General features: G+C 35.2%; 22 protein-coding genes. 21 read left to right on the top strand and 1 reads right to left on the bottom strand.

Annotated elements, in window-relative coordinates; all coding sequences use genetic code 11:
- The 6 genes from AC000W_RS06005 to AC000W_RS05980 form a co-directional block, all read left to right on the top strand.
- A partial coding sequence (locus AC000W_RS06005; protein WP_474746840.1) for a phosphate acyltransferase occupies positions 1-666 on the top strand: 666 nt, incomplete at its 5' end.
- Positions 667-675: 9 nt separating this feature from the next.
- Complete coding sequence (gene ruvA, locus AC000W_RS06000) at positions 676-1,257, top strand: Holliday junction branch migration protein RuvA (RefSeq protein WP_474746838.1); 582 nt, start codon at positions 676-678, stop codon at positions 1,255-1,257.
- 5 nt (positions 1,258-1,262) lie between these two features.
- Positions 1,263-8,411, top strand: coding sequence for a T9SS outer membrane translocon Sov/SprA (sov, locus tag AC000W_RS05995; protein ID WP_474746837.1), 7,149 nt, complete (start codon positions 1,263-1,265; stop codon positions 8,409-8,411).
- 79 nt (positions 8,412-8,490) lie between these two features.
- Positions 8,491-8,871, top strand: a complete 381-nt coding sequence (gcvH, locus tag AC000W_RS05990) for a glycine cleavage system protein GcvH (RefSeq protein WP_474746835.1) — start codon at positions 8,491-8,493, stop codon at positions 8,869-8,871.
- Complete coding sequence (locus tag AC000W_RS05985; protein WP_474746834.1) at positions 8,864-9,271, top strand: VanZ family protein; 408 nt, start codon at positions 8,864-8,866, stop codon at positions 9,269-9,271. Before gcvH ends, AC000W_RS05985 begins: the two co-directional genes overlap by 8 nt.
- Before the next feature lie 53 nt (positions 9,272-9,324).
- The gene (locus tag AC000W_RS05980; protein ID WP_474746832.1) at positions 9,325-10,029 is read left to right on the top strand and encodes an energy transducer TonB; all 705 of its coding nucleotides are present in this window, start codon (positions 9,325-9,327) and stop codon (positions 10,027-10,029) included.
- A 91-nt stretch (positions 10,030-10,120) separates the two neighbouring features.
- On the opposite strand, the gene AC000W_RS05975 is transcribed toward AC000W_RS05980, so the two are convergent.
- Positions 10,121-11,020, bottom strand: a complete 900-nt coding sequence (locus tag AC000W_RS05975; protein WP_474746831.1) for an MBL fold metallo-hydrolase — start codon at positions 11,018-11,020, stop codon at positions 10,121-10,123.
- A 106-nt stretch (positions 11,021-11,126) separates the two neighbouring features.
- Between AC000W_RS05975 and cyoE the strand changes: the two genes are divergently transcribed.
- The 15 genes from cyoE to AC000W_RS05900 all read left to right on the top strand — a co-directional run bounded on the left by cyoE (position 11,127) and on the right by AC000W_RS05900 (position 24,534).
- The gene (gene cyoE, locus AC000W_RS05970) at positions 11,127-12,026 is read left to right on the top strand and encodes a heme o synthase (protein ID WP_474746829.1); all 900 of its coding nucleotides are present in this window, start codon (positions 11,127-11,129) and stop codon (positions 12,024-12,026) included.
- 11 nt (positions 12,027-12,037) lie between these two features.
- Complete coding sequence (locus tag AC000W_RS05965) at positions 12,038-12,619, top strand: cytochrome c oxidase subunit 3 (RefSeq protein ID WP_474746828.1); 582 nt, start codon at positions 12,038-12,040, stop codon at positions 12,617-12,619.
- 97 nt (positions 12,620-12,716) lie between these two features.
- The gene (locus AC000W_RS05960; protein WP_474746826.1) at positions 12,717-13,691 is read left to right on the top strand and encodes a cytochrome c oxidase subunit 3; all 975 of its coding nucleotides are present in this window, start codon (positions 12,717-12,719) and stop codon (positions 13,689-13,691) included.
- A gap of 22 nt (positions 13,692-13,713) precedes the next feature.
- Positions 13,714-14,097, top strand: coding sequence for a cytochrome C oxidase subunit IV family protein (locus AC000W_RS05955; protein WP_474746825.1), 384 nt, complete (start codon positions 13,714-13,716; stop codon positions 14,095-14,097).
- Between the two features lie 68 nt (positions 14,098-14,165).
- Positions 14,166-14,798, top strand: coding sequence for a hypothetical protein (locus tag AC000W_RS05950; RefSeq protein WP_474746823.1), 633 nt, complete (start codon positions 14,166-14,168; stop codon positions 14,796-14,798).
- Positions 14,799-15,527 (top strand): SCO family protein, encoded by a 729-nt coding sequence (locus AC000W_RS05945; protein WP_474746822.1) that lies wholly within the window; start codon positions 14,799-14,801, stop codon positions 15,525-15,527. It abuts the gene before it with no gap.
- 1 nt (position 15,528) lies between these two features.
- The gene (locus AC000W_RS05940) at positions 15,529-16,062 is read left to right on the top strand and encodes a DUF420 domain-containing protein (RefSeq protein WP_474746820.1); all 534 of its coding nucleotides are present in this window, start codon (positions 15,529-15,531) and stop codon (positions 16,060-16,062) included.
- Positions 16,063-16,099: 37 nt separating this feature from the next.
- Positions 16,100-16,312, top strand: a complete 213-nt coding sequence (locus tag AC000W_RS05935; RefSeq protein WP_474746819.1) for a hypothetical protein — start codon at positions 16,100-16,102, stop codon at positions 16,310-16,312.
- 108 nt (positions 16,313-16,420) lie between these two features.
- Positions 16,421-17,665, top strand: coding sequence for an ABC transporter permease (locus tag AC000W_RS05930; protein WP_474746817.1), 1,245 nt, complete (start codon positions 16,421-16,423; stop codon positions 17,663-17,665).
- Positions 17,666-17,706: 41 nt separating this feature from the next.
- Positions 17,707-18,963, top strand: coding sequence for an ABC transporter permease (locus AC000W_RS05925; protein WP_474746816.1), 1,257 nt, complete (start codon positions 17,707-17,709; stop codon positions 18,961-18,963).
- A gap of 27 nt (positions 18,964-18,990) precedes the next feature.
- On the top strand, positions 18,991-20,103 hold the full coding sequence (locus AC000W_RS05920; protein ID WP_474746815.1) for an efflux RND transporter periplasmic adaptor subunit: 1,113 nt from the start codon (positions 18,991-18,993) through the stop codon (positions 20,101-20,103).
- Between the two features lie 96 nt (positions 20,104-20,199).
- Positions 20,200-20,901 (top strand): ABC transporter ATP-binding protein, encoded by a 702-nt coding sequence (locus AC000W_RS05915; RefSeq protein ID WP_474746813.1) that lies wholly within the window; start codon positions 20,200-20,202, stop codon positions 20,899-20,901.
- Positions 20,894-22,123, top strand: a complete 1,230-nt coding sequence (locus AC000W_RS05910; RefSeq protein WP_474746812.1) for an ABC transporter permease — start codon at positions 20,894-20,896, stop codon at positions 22,121-22,123. Before AC000W_RS05915 ends, AC000W_RS05910 begins: the two co-directional genes overlap by 8 nt.
- A 1-nt stretch (position 22,124) precedes the next feature.
- Positions 22,125-23,381 carry an ABC transporter permease gene (locus AC000W_RS05905; protein ID WP_474746811.1) on the top strand — a complete coding sequence of 419 codons (1,257 nt, stop codon included), beginning with the start codon at positions 22,125-22,127 and terminating at the stop codon, positions 23,379-23,381.
- 31 nt (positions 23,382-23,412) lie between these two features.
- The gene (locus AC000W_RS05900; protein ID WP_474746809.1) at positions 23,413-24,534 is read left to right on the top strand and encodes an efflux RND transporter periplasmic adaptor subunit; all 1,122 of its coding nucleotides are present in this window, start codon (positions 23,413-23,415) and stop codon (positions 24,532-24,534) included.
- Positions 24,535-24,579: the final 45 nt, after the last annotated feature.

The following is a 24,579-nucleotide window of genomic DNA, read 5'->3' as shown; positions in this document are numbered from 1 at the left end:
GGTGATGCAGATGGTATGATATCTGGCTATTCCAGAGCCTATCCAACAGTTGTAAAACCAATTTTTGAAGTTATTGGAAGAGCATCCAATGTAAAAAAGGTATCTACAGTAAATATTATGATCACCTCCAGAGGCCCTTTGTTTTTGGCAGATACATCAATAAACATTGATCCTACCGCAAGTGAATTGGCAGAGATAGCCCAAATGACTGCAAATGTGGCGACTACTTTTGGTTTTGATCCAGTTTTGGCATTGCTTTCTTATGCTAACTTTGGCTCATCAACCCATCCAAATTCTACTAAGGTAAGAGAGGCAGTAAGAATTTTGCATAGATACAATCCAGATTTAAAAGTAGATGGGGAGATTCAAATAGATTTTGCTTTGAATCAGGAGTTAAGAAAAAGTCAGTTCCCATTTTCTAAGTTGAATGGGAAACATGTGAATACTTTGATATTCCCAAATTTGGAATCGGCCAATATCACTTATAAATTATTGAAGGAATTAAACAAGGCAGATTCCATAGGTCCCATTATGGTTGGTTTAAGGAAATCGGTACACATTCTACAATTAGGCGCCAGTGTGGATGAAATGGTAAATATGACAGCTGTCGCCGTCATAGATGCCCAAGAACGGGAAAAAAGAAAACAAGCTAAAAATACCATTTAAAGAAAAGGAATGATAGCTCATTTAAAAGGAAAATTGGTTGAAAAAACCCCAACCTATGTTATAATAGAGTGCTTTGGGGTGGGATATTTTGTAAATATTTCCCTACACACGTTCTCCAAGATAAATGACAATGAAAATATTCTATTATTTACCCATTTACAAATTAAGGAAGATGCTCATACCTTATTTGGATTTGCGGAGAAATCCGAAAGGGAAATTTTCAGGTTATTGATTTCTGTTTCTGGAATAGGTTCCAGTATTGCGAGAACCATGTTATCCTCTTTGTCTCCAAGTCAAATTAGAGATGCCATAGCTACGGGTGATGTTGCCACAATCCAAGGAATAAAGGGCATTGGCGCTAAGACTGCGCAGCGTGTAATTTTGGACCTAAAAGATAAGATTTTAAAAATTTATGATATTGATGAAGTTTCCACTTCTTCAAACAATACAAATAAAGATGAAGCGTTATCTGCTTTAGAGGTTCTTGGTTTTGTTCGTAAACAAGCTGAAAGGGTTGTGGACAAGGTATTAAGCCAAGATGCTACACTAAGCGTAGAGGACATTATAAAACTTGCGCTTAAAAATTTGTAAGAAATTTGAAGACAGGGGCTAAACAATATCTTAAATCATCATTTAAGCTTTTTTTTCTATCCATTTTTTTTCTAGGAGCAACGCAAGTCACTTTTGCCCAAGAAACTAATGAGCAAGAAGTTGATTCTGTTCAAACAGGTTTTGCTTTGGGAAAGCTTAAGTTGGATAATCCAGAAAGCATTGTATCAAAATATACCTACGATCCACAATTGGACCGTTATATATATTCTGAAAGTGTTGGTGATTTTGATATCAGTTATCCCATAATTCTTACACCAGACCAATATTATGAATTGGTACAAGAAGAAAACATGAAATCTTATTTTAAGGATAAGATTGATGCTTTTTCTGGAAAGAAAGAAGGAAGCGAAGAAGCTCGGAAGAACCTTCTACCCAATTTTTACATTAACAACAATTTTTTTGAATCTGTTTTTGGTGGTAATACCATAGAGGTAATTCCACAAGGATCAGTTGCTATGGATTTGGGTGTTATTTGGCAAAAAAATGATAACCCAGCTCTTTCACCAAGGAATAGGACCAATCTTTCTTTTGATTTTGACCAGCGCATTAGTTTAAGTATGTTGGGAAAAATAGGTGAACGCTTGCAAGTAACCGCCAACTACGATACAGAAGCCACGTTTGATTTTCAGAATTTGGTAAAACTGGATTATACGCCTACCGAAGATGATATTATTAGAAAAATAGAAGTTGGTAATGTAAACATGCCACTTAATAGCTCATTGATTACCGGTGCGCAAAGCCTTTTTGGAGTTAAAACACAATTGCAGTTTGGTAAAACTACTGTTACGGCAGTATTCTCGGAACAACGTTCTCAAAATAATACTGTGGTTGCACAAGGAGGAGGAACATTGAATGAATATTCACTTACCGCGTTGGATTATGATGAAGATAAACACTTTTTCTTAGCTCAATATTTTAGAGACAATTATGATACAGCGTTGGAAAACTATCCATATATAAGAAGTCAGGTACAAATTACTCGTTTAGAAGTTTGGGTTACCAATAGGAATCAACAGACTCTAAATGTGAGAAATGTAGTGGCTATCCAGGATTTGGGAGAGGCCAATGAAGAACAGACTAGAATAGGGCAATTTAATGGAGACCCTGCTGGATTTTTTAACAATCCAACAAATATTTTCCCAAGGAATAATGCTAATGATTACGACCCTGCCCTTATGGACAATGGTGGAGCATTGACATCACAGATAAGAGATATTGCTACAGTTGAGGCTGGTTTTAATGTAGCGGGTTATACTATTAACCAAGGTTTTGATTATGCTATTTTAGAAAATGCCCGAAAATTGGAGCAAGGCAGAGATTATCAATTTGATTCTCAATTAGGCTATATTTCTTTAAACCAAAGATTGAGTAATGATGAGGTTTTGGGGGTAGCTTTTCAATATACTTACAATGGAGATGTATATCAAGTGGGAGAATTTGCTAATGGAGGTTTGGATGCTACTACAGTATCTGGAGGAATAAATCCAATTGTAGAGAATAATACATTGATATTAAAATTACTTAAAAGTAACATTACCAATGTGAATGACCCTATTTGGGATTTAATGATGAAAAATATTTACTCAACTGGAGCTTTTCAGTTGAGTCAGGAAGATTTTAAATTGAATATACTTTATTCGGATCCAACCCCTAGAAATTATATTACTCCAGTTGATGAATCACCAGGAGCTGGTTGGCCAGAAAATTTACAGGATAAAATTCTTTTAAATGTCTTTAACTTGGATAGGTTAAATGGTTACAATGATGTCCAGCCAGGCGGGGATGGTTTTTTTGATTTTATTCCGGGAATTACTGTAGATACAAGAGGAGGCAGAATCATATTTAGTACAGTTGAGCCTTTTGGAGAATATTTATTTAATGAACTGGGAGGAGGGACCTATGATGTTGAAGATGATCAAGGTTATAATGCCAATCAGCAGAAGTACGTGTTTAGAAACATGTATTCCCAAACAAAAGCAGCTTCTTTAGAGGACGCAGAAAAAAATAGATTTTTAATAAAGGGTAGGTATAAATCTGAAGGAAACAACGGAATTCCTATAGGTGCTTTTAATGTGCCACGTGGTTCAGTTAGAGTAACTGCTGGTGGTCGTCAATTACAAGAAGGAATAGATTATACTGTAAATTACCAAGCAGGGACGGTGCAGATTTTGGACCCTAGTTTGGAAGCTTCAAATGTTCCGATTAATATTTCAGTTGAAAATAATGCAGTATTTGGACAACAAACAAGAAGGTTTACAGGAGTTAATGTGGAGCATCAGGTTAGTAAAAATTTTGTGTTAGGGGCAACACTTCTTAATTTAAATGAACGGCCATTGACCCAAAAATCAAATTTTGGAATAGAACCTGTCAACAATACAATATTTGGTCTTAATGGTAACTTTTCTACCGAAGTCCCTTTTCTTACCCGTTTGGCAAATAAATTACCTAATATAGATACGGACGTTCCTTCTAATCTATCGGTACGTGGAGAGGTCGCTTTTTTAAAGCCCAACTCACCTAAAAATGCAAACTTTCAAGGAGAAACCACCACTTATTTAGATGATTTTGAAGGTGCGCAGGCACTAATAGACATTCGCTCTTCTTTGGGTTGGACCTTGGCAAGTACGCCTTTGGAATTTGTTCCAGGGGGTCAATTGACAGGAAGTTCCCCAGAAGATCCAGCTAACTTGGAAAATGGGTATGGTAGGGCAAAAATGGCATGGTATACTATTGATCCTATATTTTTTACAAATCAACGTCCATCGGGAATAAGTGATAATGATATTTCTAATAATGAGACTAGAAGGATATTTATAGATGAGGTTTTCCCTCAGATTGATATTGCCCAAGGACAAACAACAGTACAGAACACATTGGATTTGGCCTATTACCCAAATGCCAAAGGACCATATAACAACAATCCAAATTTTGATGCATCTCAACCACAAGAAAAATGGGGTGGAATTATGCGTTCTCTAAGTAGTACCAACTTTGAGCAATCTAATGTGGAGTTTGTGCAGTTTTGGGTATTGGACCCATATGTGGATGGTATTGCTACAAGTCCGGGAGAATTGATCTTTAACCTAGGAAATATTTCGGAAGATGTATTAAAAGATGGTAGAAAACAGTATGAAAATGGACTTCCAACCGTAGGGAGTAATGATTTGGTTGCGTCTACTTCCTGGGGAGAAGTACCTGCCACACAATCGTTAGTGTACGCTTTTGATGTTGATGAAGCAAGTAGAAGCCTTCAGGATATTGGGTTTGATGGTCTGAATGATGAAGATGAATCAAGCATTTTTGATAATAATGGAGGCAGTGACCCAGCTTTGGACAACTACCAATACTACCTAAATAGAGAAGGCGGGATTTTAGAACGTTATTTTGATTTTAACAACCCTCAAGGGAATTCACCAGTTGCTGTAACCAATACAAATAGGGGTTCAACTACATTACCAGATGTAGAGGATATTGATAGGGATTTGACCATGAACACGGTCAATAGTTATTATGAATATAGAATTCCAATTAAGCCTAACACAACAATAGATGATTTATATGTTACCGATATAAAAGAAGGGGTAACACCGCAATTGCCTAATGGTCAAAGCTTAAATCGCAGATGGATACAATATAAAATTCCGTTGAATGATTTTACTGATGCCGTTGGAGGAATAACAGATTTTAGATCCATCAGTTTTATGAGAATGTACCTTACTGGTTTTAACAGTGATGTGGTACTTCGTTTTGCAACGCTAGATTTGGTGCGTGGTGATTGGAGAACTTATACCAAGTCATTACAACCAGATATTGATAATAATCCTGCTGATGATGGTACGGTAGTAGATGTAAATACAGTAAATATTGAGGAAAACAATGCTAGGATTCCTATTCCATATGTGTTGCCTCCTGGGGTTATTAGAGAGCAATTAAACAATAACAATACAATTATTCGTCAAAATGAACAATCGCTTTCTTTTAAAGTTGAAAATTTAGAGTCAGAAGATTCTAGGGGTGTGTTCAAAAATGTGAATATGGATGTACGTCAGTACGAGCGTATTAAAATGTTTATGCACGCTGAAAAAATTGTGGATTCTGATTATTCCAATGATGAAACTCCTTTGATTGGTTTCTTGCGAATTGGGACAGATTTTTCAGAGAATTTCTATCAAATAGAATTACCATTACAGTTTACACCTTTTGGAGCTTCTTCAGAAAGTGAAGTTTGGCCAGATGTCAATGAAATAGATATCGATTTAAGCGATTTAAATAGGGTGAAATCTTTAGGAATTGCCAACCAAACCCTTAATCAAATTAATTATTATGAGGTAGTGGATGGCGAAGTTGTTTCGGTGCCAGAGTTTGCTCCTAGAACACCGGGTGTTCTTAGAATTGGCATTAGAGGAAACCCCTCTTTGGGAAGTTTAAGAAGTATGATGGTGGGTGTAAAAAATACGGACAACCTACCCGCAAGAGGAGAGGTTTGGTTCAATGAACTTCGTTTGGCTGGATTAGACAACAATGGTGGATGGGCCGCCGTTGCTGCTGTTGATGCCAATATTGCTGATTTTGCAAATGTGTCTGCAACAGGAAGCAAAAGTACATCGGGATTTGGAGCTATAGATCAAATGCCTAATGAAAGAGCTAGGGAAGATGCTATTTCTTATGATGTGGTCACCAATTTAAATATGGGCCAATTGTTTCCAAAAAAATGGGGGTTGCAATTACCATTTAATTATGGAATTTCTGAACAGGTCATTACACCAGAATTTGATCCAGTATATGATGATTTAAAATTAGAAGATAGAATTGCCGCAGCTGCCAATGCGGAAGATGCAGAGACTATAAGAAAACAGGCTGAAGATTATACAAAAAGAACAAGCATCAACTTAATTGGAGTAAGAAAAAATAGAGGTGAAGAAGCAGAAGCCAATTTTTATGATGTAGAGAATTTTACTTTGAATTATTCCTATAACGAAACGGATCATAGAGATTTTGAAATAGCTAACCTTAGAGATCAGAATGTAACTACAGGCTTTGTTTACAATCATAATTTTAAACCCGCAGAAGTGGCTCCTTTTGCAAAAAAAGATTCTCTTTTTACAGGTAAATATTGGCAATGGTTAAAGGACTTGAATTTTAATCTGTTGCCCACAAGTTTATCAGTTAACTCAAACATAAATAGATCGTTTAATCAGCAACGGTTTAGGGATGTGTTAGAGCCTGGTGTCGAGGCATTGGAACTTCCGTTACTTCAACAACGTAATTATCTTTTTAATTGGCAGTACGCCTTAAATTATAGCCTGTCCAAATCATTGCGTTTAAACCTAACTGCGAGCAACAATAATATTGTCCGAAATTATTTTAATGAAGAGGGCGACAGTGAATCTGGCATTAATGACATGTTGGATTTATGGAATGGTTTTTTTGATATAGGAGAACCTAACAGGCATGCACAGCAAATGCAACTGAATTATGAAATCCCTTTTAATAAAATACCTGCACTGGATTTTATTAATGCACAATATTCTTATACCAGTAATTTTGATTGGCAGCGGGGAGGTGATGCACTTAGAGAAGTAGCAGGAGAAGATATTAATACGGTTCAGAATGCCAACACACATAATGTAACAGCCTCTCTAACAATGCAACGTTTTTATGATTTACTTGGGTTAAAAAAAAGAAATGGCAAAGTTACTACCAACAATGCTCCTGTGCGGAGAGATAAAGCTGGAAATCCAGCAAGTGGTAACAACCCAGAGGAAACTAAAAAGACAAGTGGGCTTTTTAATACAGCTGTGGATATTTTAACCATGGTTAAAAGAGTTAACGTAAACTACAGTGAGAACAACGGAAAAGTATTGCCAGGATATACACAATCCATTGGTTTTATTGGAACGGCAAGACCCTCGATTGGTTTTGTGTTTGGTAGCCAAGCTGATGTACGCTATGAAGCTGCACGTAATGGGTGGTTAACGGCTTTTCCAGAATTTAATGAACAGTATATTGAGCGCACCAACAAACAACTTAGCATTACAGCGACAGCTCAGCCAACTCAAGATTTAACAATTGATCTATCAGCAGATAGACAATATTCTAGTAGCTATCAAGAAAGTTTTCAGGTAAATGATTTAGGAAATGGACAGTTTGAATATGAGAATCTTTTAGGTAATAATTTTGGAAATTTCAGTATTTCTACGATGATGATAGGCACCGCTTTTGGAAAGAGTGATGAATTCACTTCTGAAACCTTTGATGCATTTAAAGAAAATAGAATTACAATAGCCAATAGAGTGGCATCGGACAGAGGCCATAATACAGGTAATGTTGATGCAGATGGTTTTCCAGAACGTTACAGCAAAACACATCAAGATGTATTATTGCCTGCTTTCTTTAGTGCATATACAGGACAAGATGTGAATAGAGTAAATTTGGATGCTTTCAGGGATATTCCTATTCCTAATTGGAACATTAAGTTTACAGGTTTAATGAAAAACAAATGGTTTAAAAAGAAATTCAAACGTTTCTCTTTAGGCCACGGATATAGAGCTTCTTATAGTATTAATTCTTTTCAGACCAACTTGGAGAAGCAAAATGGGACAATTAATCCAGAAAATCAGGATTTTTTACCAGACAACATTTATAACAATGTGGTGCTTACAGACCAGTTTAACCCATTAATTAGATTGGATTTTGAAATGCAAAGTTCATTGAGTGTTCTTGCAGAAATCCGTACAGATAGAGCTTTGTCTTTAAGTTTTGACAATAACTTGATGACCGAAATAAATGGTAAAGAATATACACTTGGTTTGGGTTATCGTTTTAAGGATGTACAAATGGTAACTAATATTGGGGGAGAAAAACAACGTTTAAAAGGGGATTTAAACTTGAAGGCAGATGTTACCTTAAGAGATAATCTTACTATTATTAGAAATTTGGATATTGATAATAACCAGATAACATCTGGGCAAAACTTATTCTCTTTAAAGTTTACTGCTGATTATGCCTTAACAAAGAACTTAAATGCCTTGTTCTTTTATGACCATTCTTTTTCAAAATTTGCAGTTTCTACAGCCTTTCCACAAACTACAATCAATACTGGCTTTACAATCAGATACAACTTCGGGAACTAGTTTCATTTTTGTCGATTACTTTTTTTGGATAAGCTGTGTATAATCCGTTACATTTGCTTTATCATCAAATAGAATTAGAATGAATATACCATCAGAATTAAAATATACAAAGGACCACGAGTGGATTATTATAGACGGAGACATTGCAACAGTGGGAATTACTGATTTCGCCCAAGGAGAATTGGGAGATATTGTCTATGTTGAGGTAGAAACACTGGATGAAACTTTGGACAAAGATGAAATCTTTGGAACGGTTGAAGCAGTAAAAACAGTATCAGATTTGTTCTTGCCCTTAAGTGGTGAAATTATTGAGTTTAATGAAGCTTTGGAAGATGAACCAGAAAAGGTAAACACCGACCCTTATGGAGATGGCTGGATGATTAAAATTAAAATTAAGGACGACTCGGAAATTGAATCATTGCTTAGTGACGAAGAGTACAAAGAATTGATAGGTGCCTAAAAGACCTTTTTTTACAATTGCATTTATATGTTGGTTGCTACTGGTTACATATCTTAGTCTATCTCCTTTTTCTGGTATGGATATTGATGATTCTTGGATAGATATTCCTAATATGGACAAGTTGGTTCATTTTACTTTTTATTTGGGAGTTGCTGTACTGGGAAGTTTATTTTTAAGAGAAATTTATAGATCAAATATTGGTGTAAAAAAAGCTATACTTAGTGCTACGGCTTTTGCGATTATATATGGTATTGGTATTGAAGTATTACAGGCCGTATTTACTCAAAGTAGAGAGGGAGATATTTTGGATGCTTTGGCCAATACTTTAGGTGCATTTATGGGTGCAGGCCTAGTAAAATTTATGTTTTCCAAAAAAATGCCGTTAAAATGGAGCGAATAGTTGCTTTTTTGAAAAATAAATAATTAAATTAGCGAACATTAAAATATAAAATCATGGAACTTAAAAAGAATCCAAAAGCTGACTTAAGAAAAAATAGTAGCTTATATTTTGTAGCGGGACTAGCATTGGTAATGTTGTTGGTTTATGGTGCTTTGGAATGGAAAACGTATGATAAAACCAATGAATATGATACGTCTATGAACATTGATGATGATTTGGATGAAGAAGTTCCGATGACTGAACAAATTAAAACACCACCACCACCACCACCACCTGCAGCTCCTGAAATTATTGAAGTTGTTGAAGATGAGGAAGAAGTGGAAGAAACTGTTATAGAATCTACAGAGACTAGTCAAGAAGAAGAAGTAGTAGAAGTAGATGATGTAGAAGTGGAAGAAGATTTTGAAGATGTTGATGTTCCTTTTGCGGTTATTGAAAACGTACCTGTTTTTCCTGGTTGTGAAAACGCAGGAGATAAAAGAAAATGCTTTAATGAAATGATGCAAAAGCATATTCGTAAAAACTTCCGTTACCCGGAAATTGCTCAAGAAATGGGTGTGCAAGGAAGGGTTAATGTAATGTTCACTATTCAAAAAGATGGTAGTATTGGTAATATTAGATACCGTGGACCAGACAAAAACTTGGAAAAAGAAGCATTGAGAATTATTGAGAAGCTTCCAAGAATGACTCCTGGAAAACAAAGAGGTAGAGCTGTAAGGGTTCCATTTAGTATTCCAATTACCTTTAAACTACAATAGTAAGTAGATAAAGAACTTAAAAAAAATATAAATCCCGAGCTTAGCTCGGGATTTTTTATATCTGTTTGTTTGGTCAATCTAAATCGAGACCTTATTTTTTTAGACTCTTATAGAAAATCTCCAAGATTCTGTCCGAGTTTATAAACCCATTCCCATGAGTCTCGTTATACGGATTTGTGATTGATTTATTAGCCTGTACTTGCTCCAAGGTTTTTCCAGCATCAATCTCAGCTTGTACTTTGGTTTTAAGGTCTTCTAACATTATGTCATAGATTTCAAGCTCTTTTTTGTTTGATGGATTGCCATGACCTGGAATTATTTTGGTTTCATCATTGATGACCATCAGAGCTTTCTTATGCGCTTTAATATAACCGTTGGCATTACCACCACTATTTAAATCCATATATGGAAACCTTCCTGCAAAATAAGTATCCCCCATATGGATTACATTGTTATTTAAAAAATAAACCATTACATCACCATCCGTATGTGCATTGTGTACGTGAAAGACCATAATGGTCTCATCCCCATCATAAAAAGTAATATCATCAGAAAAAGTTACTTCAGGCAACATTTTGGCAAAATGCTCGGCATCTATTTTATTGTCATCCAAATCTTTCTGTAAGTTCGTTTGCATTCGTTTACGAACATTGTCATGGGCAACTACCGTGGTGTTATCTGTGTTAAAATTGGCATTACCTCCAGTGTGGTCACCATGCATATGAGTATTTAATAAAACAGAAATGGGTTTGTCTGTAATAGTTTTTATTGCCGCCTTAATTTTTTCACTTAACCTACCAAATTGGTCATCAATCATATATACATATTGCTCACCTACATAAATACCAATATTTCCTCCTTGGCCAGTAAGCATATAAACATCATCAGAAAGTTTGTCAATCTTTATGGTAACCTCATCATTCTGAGAAATACATGACGTAGTGGAAATTAAAAAAGAGAAGAAGACTAAAAGAAAGTGTTTTTTTAACATGTTATTGGTTTTAAAGGTTGATATCTAACTACTAAGATAAACATACTCATAACGTTGCACAAAAATCATTTGGGCAGTATCTTTGCATACTTATTCTAAATTGATAATGAAAACTGCGGTTGGCACGGCAAAAAATTCTACTATGACCATGACTTTTGCCGATTTTAAGGAAATTACTAAAGCAAGACTGGCCGTAAGTGTTGTTTTTTCTTCAATTGCAGGTTATTTCCTTGGAGCAACGGAGATTAATTTCTATGCAGTGCTTCTTTTGGCATTTGGTGGGTACTGTATGGTGGGTGCATCTAATGCCTATAATCAAATTATAGAGAAAGATTTGGATGCCTTAATGGATAGAACAGAGAACAGGCCTATACCTTCTGGGAGAATGTCTGTAAATTATGCTCTGACTATTGCCATAATTTTAACGGTAATGGGGGTTGTATCCCTTTATTTTCTTAACCCCAAGACGGCAATGTTCGGGGCTATTTCCATCTTTCTATATACGAGTGTGTATACACCTCTAAAAACTAAAACACCACTTTCGGTCTTTGTTGGAGCTTTCCCGGGAGCAATCCCTTTTATGTTAGGATGGGTGGCGGCTACCAATGATTTTGGCATTGAGCCTGGTACACTTTTCATGATTCAGTTTTTTTGGCAGTTCCCGCATTTTTGGGCATTGGGATGGATGCTAGACGAGGATTATAAAAAAGGAGGTTTTAAAATGCTTCCAACAGGAAAAAAAGATACAGGAACGGTGTTGCAAATTATCATGTACACAATTTGGATGATTATTATTTCCATTGTCCCAGCATTTGGATTTACTGGAAGATTGCATTTGTCTGTTGTGGCAGCAATCATTGTATTTTTAATGGGATTGGCAATGCTGGTTTTTGCTTTTCAATTGTATAATAAAAGAGATAATAAATCGGCCAGAAAGTTAATGCTGGCGAGTGTAAGTTATATTACGTTGATGCAGATTGTATATGTGATTGACAAATTTTTATAAATAAAAATTGAATGGATTTAACACAGGGAAATGAAGTAGAGAAAAACTCAAGAGCAAAGAAAATGATGCTCTGGTTTGGGATTGTCAGTTTAATTATGGCGTTTGCTGGGTGGACCAGTGCCTATATTGTAAGTAGGACAAGGGAAGATTGGATTGGCGATTTGGAACTGCCCTCTTCTTTTTTAATCAGCACAATCATTATCATTTTAAGTAGTATCACATATATGTTGGCAAAAAGGGCAACTAAGGCGGATAATGCCAAAATGTGTACTATTTGGCTACTGGTTACTTTAGGTTTGGGTATTGTTTTTATTGTTTTGCAATTTAATGGGTTTTCTCAAATGGTAGAAAATGGGTATTATTTTACCGGTCCCACCAGTAATATTAAATCATCTTACATCTTTTTAATAGCCACGGTGCATATTGCACACGTTGTGGCGGGTATAATTTCGTTGTTGGTGGTTTTGTATAATCAAGTAAAGGGGAAGTACACATCAGTTAATATGTTGGGATTAGAACTAGGGGCTAATTTTTGGCACTTTTTAGACTTACTTTGGGTGTATTTAATATTGTTTATCTATTTTGTTAAATAAGAATGGTTCTAAAGTTTAGTTTTGATGGTATTTTGACTTTTCAATAGACGAAAAAAATGTAAATTTGCTGAAATTTAATTAACACGATACGTTATATATGGATTCTACGGTTACTACGGGTACAAAGGAAGCTGTTTGGGGAGGTGGAAATAAACCATTAAATGCAAGTTACGGAAAACTCATGATGTGGTTTTTCTTGGTTTCGGATGCATTGACTTTTTCTGGTTTTATTGCGTCTTATGGTTTTTCTAGATTTAAGTTTATTGAGACTTGGCCAATTGCGGATGAGGTTTTTACTCACGTTCCTTTCTTCCACGGTAATTATCCAATGTATTATGTAGCCTTTATGACCTTTGTATTGATTATGTCTTCTGTGACGATGGTACTAGCGGTGGATGCAGGTCATAAAATGCAAAAAAATAAAGTAATCTGGTATATGTTTGCCACAATCATTGGTGGTGCTATATTCGTAGGTTCGCAGGCATGGGAGTGGGCAACTTTTATTGGTGGAGACCATGGTGCTTTAGAAACTAAAGGAGGCCGTATTCTTCAATTTGTAAAAGCTGATACTGGTGAAAGAGCTGGTTTGGCAGATTTTGCAAAAGAAATTTCAAGTGAAAGAGCTGTGCATGAAAGGAAAAATGGTATTTGGTTTTTTGACGAGGGCTCATTACCATCATATACAGTGAATGAAGTTGTAGAAGGTTTTAAAGCCGACCCTAATATTTTAATTAGAACAGAAACCATTACGGAAGAGGGCGAGAAAACACTACTGAACCGTGAACAATCTTTGGCTAAACTAAAAGATGCCAAATATGTTGTGGAAGGAGCCAATCTAATACATAATGAATATGGTAGTAGGCTTTTTGCAGACTTTTTCTTCTTCATTACAGGATTTCACGGATTTCACGTATTTTCTGGAATCGTAATCAATGTTATCATATTCTTTAATGTTATTATAGGGACCTATGAAAGAAGAGGACATTATGAAATGGTAGAAAAAGTTGGGCTATACTGGCACTTTGTGGATTTGGTTTGGGTATTTGTATTTACATTCTTCTACCTAGTTTAATAAGATAAATTATAGTTTAATAATGGCACACGAACATAAATTAGAAATTTTTAGAGGCTTATTAAAGTTTAAATCGAACGTTAGTAAAATATGGGGCGTATTAATTTTTCTTTCCATAATAACTACTGTTGAGGTGGTATTGGGTATTGTAAAGCCAAAAGCACTTACTGGAACATATGTATTGGGAATGAAACTTATCAACTGGATATTTATTATTCTAACATTGGTTAAGGCCTACTACATCGCTTGGGATTTTATGCACCTGCGAGATGAAAAAAGCGCTATGAGAAGAGCTATTGTTTGGACGCCTATTTTTCTAGTTCTTTATCTAGTATTTATACTACTGGTTGAAGCTGATTATATATATGGAGTGTTTAAGGATGGATTTGTTAAATGGAATTTCTAGAACATAATTAACATAGATAAAAGACGGTCTTTAGGCCGTCTTTTTTATTTTTGTACAATATTATTTTTATGAAAAAGACCTTTGTTTTAGTGGTGCTTTTTATACTGCCCATAGTAGCGTACCTTTTTTTTGCATCGGGTGTAAATAACTTTGGTAAATTACCCACGCTAACTGAAAATGTTATGGATGTTGCTAGCATCGATGCCAATACTACTTTTGAAAATAAAATTACGGTTCTAGGTTTTTTAGGTAGTGATATTGAACTTAAAAAAGGCAATGCTTTCAATCTAAATCAGAAAATATATAAACCTTTTTATCAATTTAATGACTTTCAATTTGTGATGGTTGTCCCAAATGGTTCTGAAAAGAAAGTTGAAGAATTAAAATCAGAATTGGGGGGGTTGGTTGATATTAGTAAATGGAAATTTGTTTTTGGTGATGAACCTCAGATTAGAAATTTATTTAATAGCTTAAAAACGGATGTGAATTTAGATGCTCAACTGGGAACTTCTTATGTGTTTATAGTTGACAAGGACAAGAATTTAAGAGGTAGAAAGAAGGATGATGATGAAAGAACTAAATATGGGTTCAATACTACATCTGTTGCAGATTTAAATAATAAAATGGAAGATGACGTTAAAATCATTTTAGCGGAATATAGATTGGCGTTGAAGAAGAATAATGCAGACAGAAATAAATAAATGAAGAAAGGTAAGTATACATATGTTTGGGTTTCTTTTGTGATTTTGATTTTCGGAATCATTTTTATACCAAGAATCATTGACAGAATCCAGAGTGGAAGCATTGTGGAGAATGACAGGATGAATTTAAAGAATTTCGCAGATGAATTATCTTACTTAATTATTGAAGGCAAAAAACGTAGAGTGCCCCAGTTTACTTTACTGAATCAGGATAGCTTAGTAATTTCTGATAAGGATTATTTAGGGAAAGTGTATGTGGCTGAATTTTTCTTTACCAGTTGTCCAACAATTTGCCCTTTGATGACCAAGAATCTGGTTGAAATTCAGAACAAATTTAAAGACGATTCTAATTTTGGAATTGCCTCTTTTACCATTAATCCAAGATATGATTCACCAAGAGTCTTAAAAGAATATGCTGAAAAATACGGCATTACAGATTTGGATTGGCATTTGTTAACTGGAGAACAAGAAATAATTTATGAGCTAGCCAATACAGGGTTCAATATTTTTGCTTCTGAAGAAGAGGATGCTCCAGGTGGTTTTGAGCATTCAGGTATGTTTGCCCTTATTGATAAAAAGGGATATATCCGTTCTAGGGTAGATGATTATGGGAATCCTATTATATATTATAGAGGAACTATTTCAGAAGCTGAAGGACAGAATGATGAAGGTGAAAAAGAACAGATATCAATCTTAAAAGAAGATATTAAAAAACTATTGCAAGAATAATATGGAGACAGACGTTTTGAAAGAAAAAAAATTCAATAAGATTATTATAGTAATTTCTATAGCTATTCCTGTGGTGGTGGGAATTCTGTTTGGGGTTAAAATCCCCAATGTTGAACCTTTAAGTTTTTTGCCTCCTATTTATGCAAGTATTAACGGGCTTACCGCTGTTATACTAATTATAGCTGTATGGGCTATAAAAAATGGGAAAAGGGAATTGCATCAAAAATTAATGGCAACCTGTATTGTACTGTCACTATTATTTTTGGTCATGTATGTTTCCTATCATATGACATCTGACCCAACACCTTTTGGTGGAGAAGGAGCAATGAAGTATTTGTATTATTTTATATTGATATCTCATATAATATTATCGATTGCCATTATTCCTTTAGTATTAAAAACGTATGCTAGAGCTTATTTAAAAAAGTTTGAAGCACATAGAAAAATAGCTAAGATCACATTTCCTATTTGGTTGTATGTCGCTATAACTGGAGTTGTAGTATATTTAATGATATCGCCATATTATATTACTTAAAGAATCATCGCCTTAAACGTAGTTGAGAAGTTTTTTTATGAAAAGTAAAATAGCATTATTACTAGTTTTATTCCTTTTAATTCCACAGTTGTCTGAGGCGCAATGCGCTATGTGCCGTGCTGTTTTGGAGAGCGAAGAAAACACATCTGCGGCTGAAGGAATTAATGATGGGATTGTTTATTTAATGGCCATTCCATACATATTAATTGCTGGTTTGTTTTTCTTTATTTATAAGAAAATGAAGGCTTAATTTTCTTTTTAACATTTTTTTTTATAAATAACTGTAACAATATGACTTACTTATAGTCTTATTAAAGTGCACTAGTGCATTTCATCAATCAATCAACACCGCTGACCAATGTTCGACATAGAAAGATGGCAGGAAATCCTTGATACTATTCGTAAAAATAAATTGCGAACTTTTCTTACGGGGCTTTCCGTAGCTTCCGGAATTTTTATTCTAGTTATTTTATTGGGTTTTGGCGAAGGGCTTCAAAATGGTATTGAGCAAGAATTTGAGCAAGATGCTGCTACAAGCGTTTGGGTGTGGCCAGGGGTGACTTCTAAAGAGTTTAAAGGATTAAATCCAGGAAGGCGTATTCAATTGCGAAACGAAAATTTTGATGCCATTGCTTCTCAGTATCATAATGAAATAGAATACCAATCCCCACGAATTTTTGTGCGTAATGTTACTGTGAATTATGGAAAAGAGGCTTTGGTTTATAGTATTCAGGGTGTGGCTGGAAATTTTCAATTTATTGAAAATGCTAAAATGTATGAAGGACGTTTTATAAACCAGCAGGATGAAAAAAATGTGGCCAAAGTGGCTATTGTTGGTAACAAGATTAAAAATGATGTCTTTACCGAAGTTGATTCTCCTGTTGGTGAATTCATCAAGATTTCAGGAATTCCATTTAAAATTATCGGGGTGTATGGTGAATACGAAGATAGGGAGGAAGAACGCATATATATTCCTATTTCTACAGCGCAAAAGGTATTTAATGGCGGGGATAGAGTAAATAATCTATCATATACTTTGCCACCTGTGGAAAATTTTGATGAAGCAGTTGCGCAGGCTACAAATTTTAAGAACAATGTAAAAAGCTATGTGCAACAGGCACATACCATTTCTCCTGACGATAATAGTGCTGTGGAGGTTTGGAGTGCTTTAGAAGAAGCTAAACGATATTATACACTAACGGGTAACATTAAAATGTTCTTTTGGTTTGTTGGTATTTGCACCATAATTGCGGGGGTAGTAGGCGTAAGCAATATTATGCTTATAGTAGTGAAAGAAAGAACACGTGAAATAGGTATTAGGAAAGCCTTGGGAGCCAAACCTTGGTCCATAGTGGGTATGATTTTACAGGAATCAGTTTTTGTAACTACGATAGCTGGTTTTACCGGACTTATTTTTAGCATGGCTTTGCTAGAAATTATTGGTCCAAATGTAGAAATAGATTATATAAAGAATCCATCAGTAAATTTTAACGTGGCATTGACAACAACATTTGTGCTGATTTTTGCGGGTGCCGTGGCTGGTTTTATTCCCGCATGGCGTGCAGCAAAAGTTCAGGTCATTGAAGCGTTACGGGATGAATAATTTTGTTATAAAAAACTAATAGCTAACAACAAAAAAGAGAAATGTTCAGTAAAGACCGCTGGAAAGAAATTTTGGAAGTACTCACCAGTAATGTGTGGCGTACCGTTTTTACGGCATTTGGTGTATGTTGGGGGATTTTTATTTTAATTATTCTTTTGGCTGCCAACAAAGGTTTTGAAAATGGTGTAAAACAAGATTTTGGAAACATCGCTACCAATACCATGTTCATGTGGACTCGTAGTACTACTAAGGCTCATGAGGGACTTCCCATGGGACGAAATTTCAATTTTAAAATTGAGGATGTACAGGCTATTCATGATAACGTACCTGATATGCGATATGTTTCTCCCAGGAATCAACTAGGAGGTTTCAACGGTAATAATAATGTAGTAAGAGGCTTAAAGGTTGGAGCTTATAATGTTTATGGGGATTATCCAGAGATTATAAATCAGGATCCCATGACTGTGACTGCAGGAAGGTTTATTAATCACAACGATATTCGTGAAAAACGAAAAGTTGCGGTTATTGGCAATGGAGTAAAAAATGACCTTTATGATAAGGATGAAGAGGTTTTAGGAACCTATATAAAAATTCAAGGAGTCAACTTTATGGTAGTAGGCACCTATAAAAAGAATAGTAGTAATGGCGGTGAAGAAGCCCAAAAAGAAATTTTTGTTCCTTTTACTTCTTTTTCCCAAGCCTTTAATAGAGGTAATAATGTGGGTTGGATGGCCATAACCGCAAATGATGAAAGCTCTATTTCTAATTTAAAAGAACGTATTGTAAGTTTAATGAAAACAAGACATAAGGTGCATCCTGATGATAAAAGAGCTATTGGGTATTTTGATCTATATGAGCAATTTAATAGGGTAGAAACACTTTTTACTGCTTTAAATTGGGTAGCTTATCTGGTTGGTATCATGGTATTGATTTCAGGAATAATTGGTGTCAGCAATATTATGTTGATTGTGGTCAAAGAACGTACAAAGGAAATAGGAATTAGACGGGCATTGGGAGAAGACCCATGGTCCATTAAAAAACAAATTCTAATGGAATCTATTTTCCTAACAGTCATTTCGGGCATGGCAGGAATTATTTTAGGTGCACTATTTATTTATGCTGTAAATGCACTGTTAGATGCTAGTGGCCCTGTAGATATGTTTATGAGTCCAAGCGTAAGCTTAAATGTGGCTGTTGGGGCCATGACAATATTAATGATTTCAGGATTGTTGGCTGGTTTTATCCCGGCAAACAGTGCTATAAAAGTCCGCCCTATTGAAGCACTTAGAACAGAATAAAAAATCAATCAAAATAAATCAACAAAAATGAAAAAAAGAACAACTATAATTATTTTGCTTTTACTGGTAATCGTTTTTTCCGGTGCTATGTATTATCTCTATCAAAAAAACAATGAGGACCCAGTGGTTTATGAAACCGAAACCGCAAGTACTCAAACAATTATTAAAAAAACTGTGGCCACGGGGAGTATCCTACCTCTAGAAGAGGTACTTATTAAGCCAAATATATCCGGAGTCATTGAAGAGATTTATGTTGAAGGAGGGGATTACATAAAATCTGGTGATTTGTTGGCTAAAATAAAAGTGGTGCCCAATTTAAATGCATTGAACAATGCTAAAAATGCTATAGATGAGTCAAAAATTGCTTTGGATGACCAAGTGCGTAACTACGAACGTCAAAAAAATCTTTTTGAGAAAGGCGTAATTTCTAAAGTGGATTTAGAACGTGCTCAAGTAAGTTATGACCAAGCACGGCAGGCTTATGGTGCAGCTAATAAAAATTATGATATTGTAAAGACTGGTACAACAAGAGGATATGGGAATGCAGCAAATACTTTAATACGTTCTACTGTAAGTGGTATGGTGTTGGAAGTGCCTGTTGAAGTTGGAAATCAGGTAATAGAGAGTAACACCTTTAATGAAGGGACAACTATTGCTGCCATTGCAGATGTGGATAAAATGATTTTTGAAGGGAAAGTAGATGAATCAGAAGTAGGAAAAATAAAAGAAAACCTTCCTCTGGAAATTACAGTGGGTGCCATTGAAAATAAGGTTTTTGATGCGGTATTGGATTATATCGCACCAAAAGGAAAAGAGGAGAATGGAGCTATCCAATTTGAAATAAAAGGAACTCTTAAGAAACAGGATACTGTATTTATTAGAGCAGGCCTTAGTGCTAATGCCTCAATTATTTTAGCTAGAGCAGATAGCGTTATGGCAGTAAAGGAAGCTTTGGTACAGTTTGATAAAGACACCAAAAAACCATTTGTAGAAATCGAAAATGGAAACCAGCAGTTTGATCGTAAGGATATAGAATTGGGTATTAGTGATGGTATCCATGTAGAAGTAAAATCGGGGATTAATTCTGATGACAAAATAAAGGTTTGGAATGAGGTAAAACAAGATGAATTTGCCAATTAAAAACTTTTAACAAATATTTTCACATTTTATTGTAACATTTTAACAACTTGCAAGTCCTATTAGCAGGATTAATAGAATCAACAAACAAAACTGACCATGATTGAAATAAAAGATCTTCATAAATCCTATAAAATGGGAAGCAATTCCCTTCATGTTTTAAAAGGAATCAATTTCTCGGTTGAAGAAGGAGAATTGGTAGCCATTATGGGTTCATCAGGTTCTGGTAAATCTACTTTATTAAATATTTTGGGAATGTTGGATAATTCCGATTCTGGAGAATATATTTTGGATGGGGTTCCTATTAAAAATTTAAATGAGACTAAAGCAGCTCAATACCGCAATAAATTTTTGGGTTTTGTTTTTCAATCTTTCAATTTAATAAACTACAAAAGTGCATTAGAGAATGTAGCACTGCCGCTTTATTATCAAAAAGTTGGTAGAAAGGAGCGTTTGGAAAAATCTTTAAAATACTTAGAACAGGTTGGTTTAAAAGAATGGGCAGAGCATTTGCCAAGTGAATTATCTGGAGGTCAAAAACAGCGTGTGGCTATTGCTAGGGCTATGGCCGCAGAGCCTAAAGTATTGTTGGCAGATGAGCCAACAGGAGCTTTGGATAGTACAACATCTTATGAGGTGATGGATTTAATCCAAAAAATTAACGATCAAGGAAATACCATTTTAATAGTAACACACGAACCGGACATAGCAGATATGTGTAAACGTATTGTGCATTTAAAAGATGGGGTTATTATTGAAGATAAAAAAATAAAGCAAGTAAGAGCTGAGCAATATGTTTGATAGGGACATTTGGCAAGAAATATTTCATAGTATTAAGAACAACAAGTTAAGAACGTTCTTGACTGGTTTTTCTGTAGGCTGGGGTATTTTTATTTTGGTGTTATTATTAGCTTCGGTTAATGGCATGCAGAACGGTTTTACAAGACAGTTTAGTGATGATGCAACTAATTCTATTTTTATTAGAGCGGGAGTTACTTCTATCGCTTATGGTGGTTTTGAAGCAGGTAGAAGGGTTCAGTTGAGAAATGAGGATATAGAATATATAAAAAGGAGCTTTCCTAATGATATAGAATATATAAGCCCAAGAATATTTCAAGGAGTTTCTGCTCGTTATAAAAGTGAAACAGGAAGCTATAGTGTACAGGGAGTATATCCAGATTTTCAAATGATAGAAAAAACCTTGGTAAACAAGGGCAGATATATTAATCAAAATGATCTTTATAATGCTTCTAAAGTTGCCGTTATAGGGAGAAAAGTGGCAGAAGACTTATTTAAAGATGTTGATCCAATTGGAAAGTTTGCGGAATTTAACGGACTGCCTTTTAGGGTAATAGGTGTCTTTACAGACGATGGTGATGATAATGCAGAAAGAGGTATTTATGCTCCCATAAGCACTTTTCAGCTTATGTATGGGCAAAATGATGAGATAAACCAAATTGCGTTGACCTATAATCCTAGCTATAATTTAACAGAAGCGCTTGGATTTTCAGGACGATTGGAAGATGTATTTAAGCGAAAATTTAAGGTTGCACCACAGGACCAAGGTGGTATACGTATTTTTAATTATGCAGAGGTTTTTGAAGATATTAGCAATTTTACGGGAGGTTTGGATGTAGCAGTTATCATTGTTGGGCTTCTTATATTACTGGCTGGTATTGTAGGTATTGGAAATATTATGGTCTTTATAATAAAGGAGCGTACAAAGGAAATTGGAGTAAGAAAAGCTTTGGGAGCTGAACCTTGGCAGATTATCAAACTGGTTCTTTTTGAATCGATTTTCATTACGGCATTGTCTGGTTTTATTGGTTTGGCAATAGCAACGGGTCTTTTAGCGATTATTGGACCAAACATTCAAACAGATGCTTTTGCAAACCCATCAGTTGGAATGTCCACAGTGGTTACAGCAACAATTATATTGGTTGTAGCAGGAGTTTTGGCAGGGTTGATACCAGCAATGAAGGCAGCAAAAGTAAGACCAATAGTAGCATTAAGCGATAAATAATATGTGGTTATTTGATAAAGATTTATGGACAGAAATTTTTGCCTCCTTGGGCAAGAACTTATTTAGGACGTTTTTGACCATGCTGGGAGTAATTATTGCCATGGTAATTTTAGTGCTATTGCTTGGGGGGTCTAATGGAATGAGCAATGGATTTAATAAAATCTTTGCAGGTACGGCATCCAATAGTCTTTTTGTTTGGAGCCAACGCACTTCCGAGCCTTATAAGGGATTTGAACGAGGGCGTAGGATTCAGTTTAAATTGGAGGATGCAGGTATTCTAAAGGAACAAATTAAAGAAATAGAGGTTTTGGCTCCGCGTATAGAGTTAGGAAATCATAGAGGGGTGGTAACCGTCTATCGTAATGGGAGGACCAGTGGATCATCTGTTTATGGAGATTATCCCAATATTGATGATATCATGAAAAAAAAGCTTGTTGAAGGGCGCTTTTTGAATGAGAATGACATGGAAGGTTCTAAAAAAGTCTGTGTCATTGGTGAGGAAACCTACAAACTACTTTTTGATAAAGAAGAAAATGCTATAGGGAAAGATGTTCGCATAAACGGTGTTTTTTTCAATATTGTAGGAATATATAAGCCTAATCAGAATATTAATATTGATGGGGAGAATTCGGTATATATCCCATTTTCTACATTTCAAAAGGCCTTTGGTTCTGGAGATAGAATGGGCTGGATGGCCATTTCAGTTGAAGCAGATACCCAAGTGGCAGTTGTTGAAAGTAAAATTAAACGATTACTTAAAAATAAATATGACATCAATCCCATTGATGAAAGAGCCATAGGAAGTTTTGACCTATCCGAGGTATTTAATAATATTTCTGCTTTTACTGGAGTGCTAAAGGGTGTCTCTTTCTTTGTGGGCATATTGACCTTACTGGCAGGTGTAATTGCCATTAGTAATATTTTATTGATTACGGTAAAAGAGCGTACAAAAGAAATTGGGGTTAGAAGAGCCCTGGGAGCTACACCACGAGTTGTTAAAAGACAAATTATTTTGGAATCCATTATGATTACGGTATTTGCTGGTTTGATAGGATTTTCAATTGCCGTGGGTATTTTAGAAGTAGTAAATGGAATGATAGGTGAAAACAGCGACGCCCCATTTTATAATTTAATGGTGAATATCCCTCAATTTGTGGTTTCATTTACCCTTATGGTAGGTTTAAGCGTATTGATAGGATTGATTCCTGCAAATAGAGCCGTACGAATAAAACCAATAGAAGCATTACGAGAAGAATAATAGAAATAACTAACAATCAAAGAATAGAATAATGAATAAATATGTAAAATACGGACTTATAGGTCTTGGTGTTATTGCAATTTTAGCAGCAACTGTGGCTTTCTTAAAAAGAAACAGTACTCCACTAGAAGTATATAAAACTGAAGAAGTTACCAAAAGGGATATTGTTAATAAAGTCGTCGTTACAGGTAAAGTTATTCCAGAAGATGAAATTGAGATAAAACCACAAATATCTGGTATTATTGAGAAGATTTATTTAGAAGAAGGAACACATGTAAATGCGGGGGATTTAATTGCAGTTATCAAAGTGGTCCCTAATGAGCAGTCCTTGAACCAGGCAAGTGGGCGTGTAAGAAATGCTGAGTTGGCATTGAACAATACCAAAATAGAGTTTGATAGAAATAAAGCACTTTTTGACAAAGGGGTTATTTCTAGTCAAGATTTTAACAGTCTGCAATTGTCTTATAATCAGGCAGAACAGGAATTAAAAAACGCGAGAGCAGATTACCAAATAATTAGAAGGGGTTCCGCAGGAGGGTCTTCTAGTGCCAATACCAATATTAGAGCAACAGTTACGGGAACATTGTTGGAGATTCCAGTTGAGGAAGGGGATCAAGTAATACAAAGTAACAATTTTAATGACGGTACCACTATTGCCACAATTGCAGATATGTCCAAGATGATTTTTGAGGGAGAAGTGGATGAAGCTGAGGTTGGGAAATTGAAAGTGGGTATGCCATTAGAAATAAGTATGGGAGCTTTGGAAGATGAAAAATTCAATGCCAATTTAAAATTTATTGCACCTAAAGGAGTAGAAGAAGAAGGTGCCGTACAATTTAAGATTGAAGGAGACCTTGTTGTGAGTGATACTACTAACGTACGAGCAGGGTATAGTGCAAATGCAGCAATTGTTTTGGAAGAGAAAAAAGATGTTCTCTCAATTAAGGAAGCCTTGTTGCAATTTGACAAAGAAACTAATAAACCATACGTAGAAGTTGAGACTGGAGAAAACAAGTTTGAAAAGAAAGAATTGGAATTGGGAGTTAGTGATGGTATTGATGTGGAAATTATATCTGGAATAGATGAGAATGCCAAAATAAAAGTATGGAATAGATTAGAGGCTGCAAGTGAGGGTGGTCCAAATGGTAATTAAAATCTGTTGAAATTAAATCAAAAAACGAATCAAGGAACCAATTAT

The organism is Saonia sp., assembly GCF_056326165.1.
Note: the sequence above shows the minus strand (reverse complement) of the source record. Positions and strands in the feature narration are given on the sequence as shown.